The sequence below is a fragment of the Burkholderia sp. MR1-5-21 genome (assembly GCF_053427715.1).
The window spans coordinates 219037-229435 of the sequence record NZ_JBSAXD010000013.1; the positions used below are offsets into that span (position 1 = coordinate 219037).

Here is a 10399-nt window from a genome sequence, read left to right on the forward strand (position 1 = left end):
AATTAACCATCTTGATTTTATCAAATCATTGCGCCGCACCATCAATGGCGGTAAGGTTTTCGACAGCAAAACAATCAGGCGCCTTATCCCGGATGCGTATCGGACGCGATGCCCATCCAACTTGATTCAAGGGTAAGCAAATGACGATGCAAGTACTGTCGGAAAACGAAATTCGTAAAGTGTCGGGAGGATTGGGGCCGGTCGGCATGATTCCTGGAGCACTTGGCGGATTAGCAATGTATGCCGGCAGCCAATATTTCTTCAATAAGCCAATGACATGACAAGGGGCAGCTTGGGCAGCAGGCACAGGTGCAGCGGTCGGCGCAACGGGCGGTGCGTTGATGGTGGCATCCGGCGGCGGACTTGCCGCGAACCTCGCATGGCGCCCCGGCATGGTGGGTGTCAATTTCGGCCTTGGTCAGTATTCCGGATTTAAAGGCTGGTAATCAGGCGGGTAATTTTTTACATCGCGTCGCCTCGTGCGGCGCGATGAACATCCCAGAGAAACTACATGCTGGAGCTCCTGTTCAGCTTCGCCGCCGGTGCGATGGAAGCCTATTTTGAACAGCAACGCACGAAGCCGCTACGTGCGTTCCTGCTTACCTTTCTTTTATTCACGCTCATTTCTGCCATCGGCCTGCCATTGGCTGCACCCTCCGATGCGCCGCAGCGAAGCTGGATATTCGTCGTCATGCTGTCGGCGGGACTGGGAGCGCTCATGGGACTCCTGATGCTCACCCTGCAGCACATCCGCCAGCGCAAATCGAAAGCCATCTGCGCCGATCAATGACCGCCGACACGTCAAACTCGGCCTTGGCCTACTCTCGAACGTCATGGACTAGTAACTGCGCGCGCCGCCTCGCCTGATATCGGAGCGGCACACGCAACGAGAAACGACGTCCTCGAATTTCTGGTCAGCTTCGTTGCCGGTGAGACGGCCGAGAATTTTCAACAAAAGCGAAGGGAAAGGACTGGCAATCGGAATCGCGACGTCAACCCGCTGCGCACCACCAGAAACCCTCCACCGCTCCATTTCTGGAGACGTGGCACCCCGCCCAAAGCGCCGCCCCTGTCACGCCGCGGGCCTGCTGCCCGCCAGACGTCGCAAATCCGGCGCCACGTCGTCCATCACCGGCCCCCACTCCCCGAACACCGGCTGCCGGTAAAGTGTCGCGCTCGGATACCACGGGCTGTCGCGCCGCTCGAGCAGCCACGGCCAATGCGGATTCACGTCGAGCAGCACCCACGTCCGGGCGCCGAGCGCGCCGGCCAGATGCGCGACCGACGTGCATACCGTGATGACGAGATCCAGCGCGCCGATGAACGCGGCCGTGTCGTCGAAGCTCTTCAGTTCGGCGGTGTGATCCACGATCGGGAAACCGGCCGCACGCCCCGCAGCGACGTCGGCATCCGCCCCCGGCTGCAGCGAATAGAACGCAACGCCGCCGATCCCCCGGAACGCAGCCGCATAGCGCTCGAGCCCGACGCGCCGGAACGGATTGCGCTGGTGCCCCGCGCTGCCCGTCCACACGAGCCCGACCTTGAGCCGCGGCTCGTCCGCCAGGCGCGCACGCCAGGCATCGCGTGCGCGCGGATCGGCCCGCAGGTACGGCACCGATGACGCGAACGTCGCGTCGCCCGTGCCGAGCATCAGCGGCAGCCCGATCAGCGGCACCTCGTAGTCGAACGGCGGCAGCGCGTCGACGCCGCCGCCGGCGCTGAAGCGATCCGCGCACGCGCCGAGGCTGCGCTGCATCAGCGCGCCCACTTGCGGAAAGGTATTCCACGCGAGCCGTCCGCCTTCGCGGTGCACGCGCTCGGCGAGCGGTGCGACGAAGCGGCTGAACTGCAGCACGTCGCCCATCCCCTGCTCGCCCCACACGAGCAGCGTCTTGCCGGCGAGCGGCTCGCCGCGCCAACTCGGGCCCGGCAGCGCGGGCCGACGGCCGCGCAGTTCGCCGGAGCCGTCCCAGCGCGCCTCGTGCTCGCGCCAGCCCAGGTCATAGCGGCCGCGCACGAGGTGGACGATCGCGAGGTTGAAGCGGAACGACGCATCGCCGGGCGCGAGCTCGCACGCGCGCGCCGCGTAGCGTTCGGCGTCGTCCCAGCGCTGCGCCTCCTTCATCGCCATCGACACGTTGTTCATCGCGAGCGCGTTGTCCGGCGCGATCGACGCAAGCCGCTCCGCACACGCGAGCGCACCCGTCAGGTCGTGCTGCGCCAACCGTGCGACGACCAGGTTGATCCAGGCCTGCACGTCGCGCGGGTCGACGGTCACGGCTTCTTCGAGTAGCGCGACTTCTTCCGCGCGGTCGCCGCCCGACAGCCGCAGCGCGATCGCCAGGTTGTTGCGCAGCGACGGCAGGTCGGGTTCGCTCGCGAGCGCGGCGCGATACGGCGCGACCGCCTCCGCGTGACGGCCGGCCATCTGCAGCGCATAGCCGAGGTTGAAGCGGGCGGCCGCGTTCGGATGCAGGCGCTCGCCGAGCTCGGCGAGCGCGACCGCGTCGGCCGTGCGTCCGCGCCCGGCGAGCGCGGACGTGAGCTGCGCGAGCGCGTCCGCATCGATGGCGTGCAGGTGCGCGGCGGCCGCAAGCCAGAGATCGCGCGCGGCGTGCTCGCCGCGCGCCTGCGCGTCGGCGGCCTCCGCGAGCAGCGCCTGCAGCGGCGGGAGGAGCGGAACGAGGATGTCGGTCGAATCGGCCATGCGGTCTGGAACGGCGGTTGGATGGGCGGCGCATGCCACGCGCGCGACGATACGCGCATCTTAGCGCCGGCAACACACGACGTTCCGCGCGCCTGACAATGCATGACGAATGACACCGCCGAAAGGCCTCGCCAGAGCCCCCGCGGAAAGGCCGGACGGGGCCGCGGCGGCGACGCGCGAGACCGGCCGGCGACGGGTCGACACCCCCGTCGCCCCCGTTCCGGCCGCATCCCCGCGCCGATCCGGTAAAATTGCATGTTTCAGCACACTAACAAGCCGCGCCGCCGCGCGAGCCGCCGTCCCGGTCACCGCCCGGGATGCCGCCCGCAACGGAGCGCCCGCGCCACGAAGGCTATTCATGCTTACGTTTCAGCAAATCATCCTGACGCTGCAGTCCTACTGGGACAAGCAGGGTTGCGCTCTGCTCCAGCCCATCGACATGGAAGTCGGCGCAGGCACGTCGCACGTCCACACGTTCCTGCGCGCGGTCGGCCCCGAGCCGTGGCGCGCCGCTTACGTGCAACCGTCGCGCCGCCCGAAGGACGGCCGCTACGGCGAGAACCCGAACCGCCTGCAGCACTACTACCAGTATCAGGTCGTGCTCAAGCCGGCGCCGGAGAACATCCTCGATCTCTACCTCGGCTCGCTGGAAGCGCTCGGCTTCGACCTGAAGCAGAACGACGTGCGCTTCGTCGAGGACGACTGGGAGAACCCGACGCTCGGCGCGTGGGGCCTCGGCTGGGAAGTGTGGCTGAACGGGATGGAAGTGACGCAGTTCACCTACTTCCAGCAGGTCGGCGGCCTCGACTGCAAGCCGGTGCTCGGCGAAATCACCTACGGCCTCGAGCGTCTCGCGATGTACCTGCAGAAGGTCGAGAACGTGTACGACCTGATCTGGACGGAATGGGAAGAACAGGGCCCGGACGGCCCCGAGCTGCGCCGCCTGACCTACGGCGACGTGTACCACCAGAACGAAGTCGAGCAGTCCACGTACAACTTCGAGCACGCGAACGTCGACCTGCTGTTCACGTTCTTCAACAGCTACGAAGCGGAAGCGAAGCGGATGATCGACGCGCAGCTCGCGCTGCCCGCGTACGAACTCGTGCTGAAGGCCGGCCACACGTTCAACCTGCTCGACGCGCGCGGCGCGATCTCGGTGACCGAGCGCGCGGCGTACATCGGCCGCATCCGCGCACTGTCGCGCCTCGTCGCGCAGGCGTACTACGAATCGCGCGAGAAGCTCGGCTTCCCGATGCTCGGCAACCCGCCGGGCGTGCCGGGCCTCACCACCGATGCCCAGGAAGCCGCGCAGCCGGCCTGGGTGCCGCCGCTGAAGGTCGAACGCAAGATCGATCAGGACTGACGAGACGAGATTTCCTCACATCATGACGCACAATCATCCCGCCCCCCTGCTCGTCGAACTGCTGACCGAAGAGCTGCCGCCGAAGGCCCTCGCGCGCCTCGGCGACGCGTTCGCCGAAGGCCTCGCGCAACGCCTCGCGGCGCGCGACCTGATCGAAGGCGAGCTCGTCTTCGAACGCTATGCAACGCCGCGCCGCCTCGCGGTCGTCGTGCAGAACGTGCGCGCCGTCGCACCGGAAAAGCAGGTCCGTGAAAAGGTGCTGCCGGTGTCGGTCGCACTCGACGCCGAAGGCAAGCCCACCGCCCCGCTCGCGAAGAAGCTCGCGGCGCTCGGCCACCCGAACCTGTCGATCGCCGATCTCGAGCGCGCGCAGGACGGCAAGGCCGAAGCGTTTTTCATCAACTACGCAGCCGCCGGCTCGACGCTCGCCGACGGCCTGCAGGCCGCGCTCGACGAGACGCTCGCGAAGCTGCCGATCCCGAAGGTGATGACTTACCAGCGCCCGGACGGCAGCGACGTGCAGTTCGTGCGGCCCGTGCATCGCCTGACCGCGCTGCACGACGCGACCATCGTGCCCGTCACCGCGTTCGGCATCGACGCCGGCGACACGACGCTCGGCCACCGCTTCCTGTCCGACGGCCTCGTCGCGATCTCGCACGCGGGCGCCTATGCGGACACGCTGCGCGACAAGGGCCGCGTGATCGCGCACTTCGGCGATCGCAAGGACACGATCCGCACGCAGCTGAACGAACACGCGAACGGCGACACGGTCGTGATGCCCGAATCGCTGCTCGACGAAGTGACGTCGCTCGTCGAATGGCCGGTCGTCTATCCGTGCCGTTTCGAGGACGAATTCCTGCAGGTGCCGCAGGAATGCCTGATCCTGACGATGCAGACCAACCAGAAGTATTTCGCGCTGACCGACGTCACCGGCAAGCTGCGCTCGCGCTTCCTGATCGTGTCGAACATCGAGACGAAGACGCCGGGCGAGATCATCGAAGGCAACGAGCGCGTCGTGCGCCCGCGCCTGGCCGACGCGAAGTTCTTCTTCGAGCAGGACAAGAAGAAGCCGCTCGCCGACCGCGTGCCGCTGCTCGCGAACGTCGTCTATCACAACAAGCTCGGCTCGGCGCTCGCGCGCGTCGAGCGCCTCGAAGCGCTGGCCGGCGAAATCGCGCCCGCGATCGGCGCCGACGTGGCGCACGCGAAGCGCGCCGCGCGCCTCGCGAAGGCCGACCTGCTGACTGACATGGTCGGCGAGTTCCCCGAGCTGCAGGGCACGATGGGCACGTACTACGCGCGCCACGACGGCGAGCCGGACGACGTCGCGATCGCGTGCACCGAGCACTACCAGCCGCGCTTCTCCGGCGACACGCTGCCGACGACGCCCGTGTCGACCGCGGTCGCGCTCGCCGACAAGCTCGAGACGATCGTCGGCATCTGGGGCATCGGCCTCGCGCCGACCGGCGAGAAGGATCCGTTCGCGCTGCGCCGCCATGCGCTCGGCGTGCTGCGCGTGCTGCTCGAGAAGCAGCTGCCGCTCGATCTCGTGTCGCTGCTGCGCGTCGCTCACGCGCGCTTCGCGAACGTGCCGGAAGTCGCCGAATCGACCGACGCGATCTTCGCGTTCTTCATGGACCGCCTGCGCGGCCTGTTGCGCGAACGCGGCTACACGGCGGGCGAAGTCGACGCGGTGCTGAGCCTGAATCCGGCGCGCCTCGACGACATCGTCGCGCGCCTCGACGCGGTGCGCGAATTCACGCACCTCGCGGAAGCCGAAGCGCTCGCGGCCGCGAACAAGCGGATTTCGAACATCCTGAAGAAGTCGGAAAGCAGCGCGAACGGCGCGGTGCAGCCGACGCTGTTCGTCGAAGCGGCCGAGAAGGCGCTGCACGAACAGCTCGCGGCCGTGACGCCGCGCGTGCAGTCGCAGCTCGAGGCGCGTGCGTACACGGGCGCGCTGTCGGCGCTCGCCGCGCTGCGTGCGCCGGTCGATGCGTTCTTCGACGACGTGATGGTCAACGCCGAGGATCCCGCGCTGCGCGCGAACCGCCTCGCGCTGCTCGCCGCGCTGCACCAGCAGATGAACTGCGTCGCGGACATCTCGAAGCTCGCCGCATAAGGGCCGCACGATGCCGACCAGTCCCAACAGGAAGCTCGTCGTCCTCGACCGGGACGGCGTGATCAACGTCGATTCGGACGCGTTCATCAAGACGCCCGACGAGTGGATCCCGCTGCCCGGCAGCCTCGAGGCGATTGCCCGGCTCAACCACGCGGGGTATCGCGTGGTCGTCGCGACCAACCAGTCCGGCATCGGCCGCGGCCTGTTCGACATGGCCACGCTGAACGAGATGCATCTGAAGATGCATCGCGCGGCGGCGGCGGTCGGCGCGCGCATCGACGCGGTGTTCTTCTGCCCGCACACGGCGGAAGACCACTGCGACTGCCGCAAGCCGAAGCCCGGCATGATGCAGATGATCGCCGAGCGCTTCGAGATCGATCCCGATCACACGCCGGTCGTCGGCGATTCGCTGCGCGACCTGCAGGCGGGCGTCGCGCTCGGCTTCAAGCCGCATCTGGTGCTGACCGGCAAGGGCAGGAAGACGCTCGCCGCGGGCAACCTGCCGCCCGGCACGAAGGTGCACGACGACCTGCGCGCGTTCGCGCTCGACTTCCTTTCACACGAACACGAGTGATGCGGCCGCCGCGCGCATCCTCCCTTACGCCAGACTCACGCCGATGCGCTTTGTCCGCTCCCTGCTGCTGCTGATCTATTTCGTCCTGTACACGGTGCCATATGCAACCGCGTGCTTCATCGCGTTCCCGTTCCTGCGCCCCGACGCACGCTACTGGATGGCGGCCGGCTGGTGCAAGTCCACGCTGTGGGTCGTGCGCTGGCTGAACGGCATTCGCTACCGGATCGAGGGCATGGAGAACCTGCCCGACGGCCCGGCCGTGCTGCTGTCGAAGCACCAGTCCGCGTGGGAGACGCTCGCGTTCCCGGCGCTGATGCCGAGGCCGCTCTGCTACGTGTTCAAACGCGAGCTGCTGTACGTGCCGTTCTTCGGCTGGGCGCTCGGGATGCTGCACATGGTCCACATCAACCGCAAGGAAGGCAAGAACGCATTCGTCTCGGTGATCAGCCAGGGCAAGAAGCGGCTCGCGGAAGGCGCGTGGGTGATCATGTTCCCGGAAGGCACGCGCACGCCGGTCGGCAAGCAGGGTAAGTACAAGACGGGCGGCGCGCGCTTTGCGATCGAGACCGGCGCGCAGGTCGTGCCGATCGCGCACAACGCAGGCCATGTGTGGCCGCGCAATTCGTTCACGAAATATCCGGGCGTCGTCACCGTGTCGGTCGGCAAGCCGATCGACACCCAGGGTCGCACGCCCGACGCAGTGAACTCCGAGGTCGAAGCATGGATCGAAGCGGAAATGCGCCGCATCGATCCGGACGCGTACCGTGCGTCCGGCGATGCGGAAAGGCGCAATGCCGCACGTGTCTGATTCTCCCCGGCTGCATCCGTTGTTGCGTACGACAAGACGAAGCGAACTGATGAAGAAGCGTCCGCGGCCACGACCCGCCGTCGTAGCCCTCGATCATCGCCAGCTGGATTTGCCGCTCTTCGACGGGCCGGCCGCCGCGCCGTCGTCGCCCACCGCGCCCGCCACGCCGCCGGCGCCGAACGAGGCGGCACCGGCTCCGTCGGTGCCCGCACCCGTCCCCGTTCCCGATCATGCGCCCGACCGCTCGCGCGTGCGCACGTTCGCGCTCGACAGCCGCGTGCTCGAATACCGGCTGAAGCGCTCCGCGCGCCGCACGATCGGCTTCACGATCGACGGCAGCGGGCTCACGATCACTGCGCCGCGCTGGGTCACGCTCGCCGACATCGAAGCGGCGATCGCCGAGAAACAGCGCTGGATCTTCGCGAAGCTCGCGGAATGGAAGACGCGCACCGAGCAGCGCGCGCTGCCGCAGATCGACTGGCGCGACGGCGCGCAGCTTCCGTATCTCGGCAAGACGGTGACGATCGCGCTCGGCGCGGGCGCCGTCGGGTTCGACGGCGACACGCAGCGGCTCGCGCTGCCGCTGCCCGCGCAAGCGGACGCGCAGCAGATCAAGGACCGCGTGCAGGGCTGGCTGCAGGGCGAGGCGAAACGGATCTTCGGCGAACGCCTCGGGTTCTATGCGGAAAAGCTCGGCGTCACGTATTCGATGTACGCGCTGTCGTCGGCCGCGACGCGCTGGGGCAGCTGCTCGAGCGACGGCAAGATCCGCCTGAACTGGCGGCTGATCCATTTCCCGATGTCGATCGTCGATTACGTCGTCGCGCACGAGCTGTCCCACCTGCGCGAGATGAACCACAGCCCTGCCTTCTGGCAGACCGTCGAATCGATCTTCCCGGAATTCCGCGAAGCGCGGCATACGCTCAAGCATCATCCGCCCGAGCTGCTGCCGTCGCTGTAGTCGCTGTTCTCGAGCAAAAACGGAAACGGGCGGCGCGGGATTCCCCGTGCCGCCCGTTTCGCGCTGCGCGGCACGCAACGCGCGCCGCGGCTCGCTCATCCGGCGCTCAGTGCGCCTTCTTCTGGATGAACTCGATCTTGTAGCCGTCCGGATCCTCGACGAACGCGATCACGGTCGTGCCGTGCTTCATCGGGCCCGCTTCGCGCGTGACCTTGCCGCCTTGCGCCTTGATGCGCTCGCAGGCCGCGTATGCATCGTCGACTTCCAGCGCCAGATGCCCGAAGCCCGTGCCGAGGTCGTAGGACGCGGTGTCCCAGTTGTGGGTCAGCTCGATCACCGTGCCCTTGCTTTCCTCTTCGTAGCCGACGAACGCGAGCGTGAACTTGCCTTCCGGATAATCGTTGCGACGCAGCAGCTTCATGCCGAGCAATTCGGTGTAGAACTTGATCGAGCGGTCGAGATCGCCGACTCGCAGCATCGTATGCAGCATACGCATGGCTTGTACTCCTTGTGGGGACTTTCCAGAACCGAAAACTCTACCAGAGTCGGGTGAATCCCGCCGGCGGCGCCCGCGACCGCCGGCGCACGGCGCGCCGATCGGGTAATATCCGTCCACTTCGCGCGTCGCCGGCCGGCGCCGCGGCCGGCCGGGTCAGCCCGGATCAGCGCGTTTCCGCCCGGCCCGCCGCCCGCAGCCCGTCGCGCCCCCTTCACTCAGCCAGACCGCCGTGCGAAACCACCGATTCGAGCGCGTCGAACGCGCCAGTTGCCCGACTCCACCGTCTGCCCCGCCGTTCGTCCATTGCTGCGAGGCCGGCCGATGACCACGTTTGCCGCCACCCCGGCGCGTCGCGCGCTCGATGCGCGCGCGGTCGGATTGATGTTGCTGCTGTGCGCGATCTGGGGCTTCCAGCAGGTCGCGATCAAGAGCACGAACGCGGCGATCCCGCCGATGTTCCAGGCCGGCCTGCGCTCGCTGGTCGCGGCCCTCCTGCTGTGGGGCTGGGCCCGCGCGCGCGGCACGGCGCTGTTCCGCGCGGACGGCACGTTCGGCCCCGGACTCGCGGCCGGCGCGCTGTTCGCCGGCGAATTCGTCTGCGTGTTCTTCGGCCTGACGCTGACGAGCGCGTCGCACATGGCGATCTTCCTGTACACGGCGCCGTGCTTCACCGCGCTCGGCCTGCACCTGTTCGCGCCGGGCGAACGCCTGAAGCGCGTCCAGTGGACCGGCGTCGGGCTCGCGTTCGCCGGCATCGCGCTCGCGTTCGCCGACGGCTTCCTGAAGCCGCCGGCCCCCGGCGCGTCGGTGCTCGCGGGGCTCGCCGGCGATGCACTCGGCATCCTCGGCGGCGCGATGTGGGCCGCGACGACCGTCGTCGTGCGCTCGACATCGCTCCAGCACGCGAGCGCGAGCAAGACGCTGTTCTACCAGCTCGCGGTGTCGGCCGTCGTGCTGCTCGCGCTCGCCGCGCTGCTCGGCCAGGTATCGTTCGCGCGCGTGACGCCCGTTGCGATCGCGAGCCTCGCGTACCAGGCGGTGATCGTCGCGTTCGTCAGCTACCTGTCGTGGTTCTGGCTGCTGACCCGCTACATTGCGTCGCGGCTGTCGGTGTTCACGTTCCTGTCGCCGCTGTTCGGCGTCGCGTTCGGCGTGCTGCTGCTCGGCGAATCGGTCGGCTGGCGCTTCATGTCGGCCGCCGCGCTCGTGCTGGCCGGCATCGGGCTCGTCAACGCGCCCGCGCTCAAGCGGATTTAACGCATTCGGCGCGCGCTGCCTGCGCGTGCACCCCTCGCGCCGTGCCGCTCGCGAAACCGGTGCCTGCGCCGCGCGGCCGCACACGCGCATCCGGTCGCACGGCCGCAG

At 67.9% G+C, this 10399-nt stretch carries 10 protein-coding genes; 8 read left to right on the forward strand and 2 right to left on the reverse strand.

The genetic code is table 11. The features are described 5' to 3' along the window. Positions 1–146: 146 nt before the first annotated feature. Together ACV229_RS19645 and ACV229_RS19650 are read left to right on the forward strand one after the other, a co-directional pair. Positions 147–281, forward strand: coding sequence for a hypothetical protein (locus ACV229_RS19645; RefSeq protein WP_448084766.1), 135 nt, complete (start codon positions 147–149; stop codon positions 279–281). A gap of 230 nt (positions 282–511) precedes the next feature. Then, positions 512–790: a hypothetical protein gene (locus tag ACV229_RS19650; RefSeq protein WP_448084767.1), complete on the forward strand. Its 279-nt coding sequence runs from the start codon at positions 512–514 to the stop codon at positions 788–790. A 282-nt stretch (positions 791–1072) separates the two neighbouring features. Here ACV229_RS19650 and ACV229_RS19655 read toward each other — a convergent pair whose 3' ends face one another. Further along, the gene (locus ACV229_RS19655) at positions 1073–2707 is read right to left on the reverse strand and encodes a hypothetical protein (RefSeq protein ID WP_448084768.1); all 1635 of its coding nucleotides are present in this window, start codon (positions 2705–2707) and stop codon (positions 1073–1075) included. Between the two features lie 358 nt (positions 2708–3065). Here ACV229_RS19655 and glyQ point away from each other — a divergent pair, with 358 nt between their 5' ends. The 5 genes from glyQ to ACV229_RS19680 are packed head-to-tail and all read left to right on the forward strand — an operon-like array spanning position 3066 to position 8535. Beyond that, entirely contained in the window at positions 3066–4070 is a 1005-nt protein-coding gene (gene glyQ / locus ACV229_RS19660) for a glycine--tRNA ligase subunit alpha (RefSeq protein ID WP_010090741.1), read from the forward strand. Positions 4071–4092: 22 nt separating this feature from the next. Then, a complete protein-coding gene (glyS, locus tag ACV229_RS19665) occupies positions 4093–6192 on the forward strand; it encodes a glycine--tRNA ligase subunit beta (RefSeq protein WP_448084769.1) in 2100 nt (699 codons plus the stop codon). Positions 6193–6202: 10 nt separating this feature from the next. Further along, complete coding sequence (gene gmhB / locus ACV229_RS19670; protein WP_448084770.1) at positions 6203–6766, forward strand: D-glycero-beta-D-manno-heptose 1,7-bisphosphate 7-phosphatase; 564 nt, start codon at positions 6203–6205, stop codon at positions 6764–6766. A 43-nt stretch (positions 6767–6809) separates the two neighbouring features. Then, positions 6810–7574, forward strand: a complete 765-nt coding sequence (locus ACV229_RS19675; protein WP_448084771.1) for a lysophospholipid acyltransferase family protein — start codon at positions 6810–6812, stop codon at positions 7572–7574. Between the two features lie 49 nt (positions 7575–7623). Next, positions 7624–8535, forward strand: coding sequence for a M48 family metallopeptidase (locus ACV229_RS19680; RefSeq protein WP_448084772.1), 912 nt, complete (start codon positions 7624–7626; stop codon positions 8533–8535). 106 nt (positions 8536–8641) lie between these two features. Here the strand turns inward: ACV229_RS19680 and gloA are convergent, their stop codons facing one another. Next, positions 8642–9031, reverse strand: coding sequence for a lactoylglutathione lyase (gene gloA, locus ACV229_RS19685; protein ID WP_448084773.1), 390 nt, complete (start codon positions 9029–9031; stop codon positions 8642–8644). A 324-nt stretch (positions 9032–9355) separates the two neighbouring features. On the opposite strand from gloA, the gene ACV229_RS19690 reads away from it, so the two are divergent. Then, the gene (locus tag ACV229_RS19690; RefSeq protein WP_448084774.1) at positions 9356–10291 is read left to right on the forward strand and encodes a DMT family transporter; all 936 of its coding nucleotides are present in this window, start codon (positions 9356–9358) and stop codon (positions 10289–10291) included. Positions 10292–10399: the final 108 nt, after the last annotated feature.

Excerpts from the sequence above, each read along its gene's own strand:
- ACV229_RS19645 (WP_448084766.1), top strand. The coding sequence starts at position 147 with ATGCAAGTACTGTCGGAAAACGAAATTCGTAAAGTGTCGGGAGGATTG.
- glyQ (WP_010090741.1), top strand. The coding sequence starts at position 3,066 with ATGCTTACGTTTCAGCAAATCATCCTGACGCTGCAGTCCTACTGGGAC.
- gmhB (WP_448084770.1), top strand. The coding sequence starts at position 6,203 with ATGCCGACCAGTCCCAACAGGAAGCTCGTCGTCCTCGACCGGGACGGC.
- ACV229_RS19690 (WP_448084774.1), top strand. The coding sequence starts at position 9,356 with ATGACCACGTTTGCCGCCACCCCGGCGCGTCGCGCGCTCGATGCGCGC.
- ACV229_RS19680 (WP_448084772.1), top strand. The coding sequence starts at position 7,624 with ATGAAGAAGCGTCCGCGGCCACGACCCGCCGTCGTAGCCCTCGATCAT.
- ACV229_RS19650 (WP_448084767.1), top strand. The coding sequence starts at position 512 with ATGCTGGAGCTCCTGTTCAGCTTCGCCGCCGGTGCGATGGAAGCCTAT.
- glyS (WP_448084769.1), top strand. The coding sequence starts at position 4,093 with ATGACGCACAATCATCCCGCCCCCCTGCTCGTCGAACTGCTGACCGAA.
- gloA (WP_448084773.1), bottom strand. The coding sequence starts at position 9,031 with ATGCGTATGCTGCATACGATGCTGCGAGTCGGCGATCTCGACCGCTCG.
- ACV229_RS19675 (WP_448084771.1), top strand. The coding sequence starts at position 6,810 with ATGCGCTTTGTCCGCTCCCTGCTGCTGCTGATCTATTTCGTCCTGTAC.
- ACV229_RS19655 (WP_448084768.1), bottom strand. The coding sequence starts at position 2,707 with ATGGCCGATTCGACCGACATCCTCGTTCCGCTCCTCCCGCCGCTGCAG.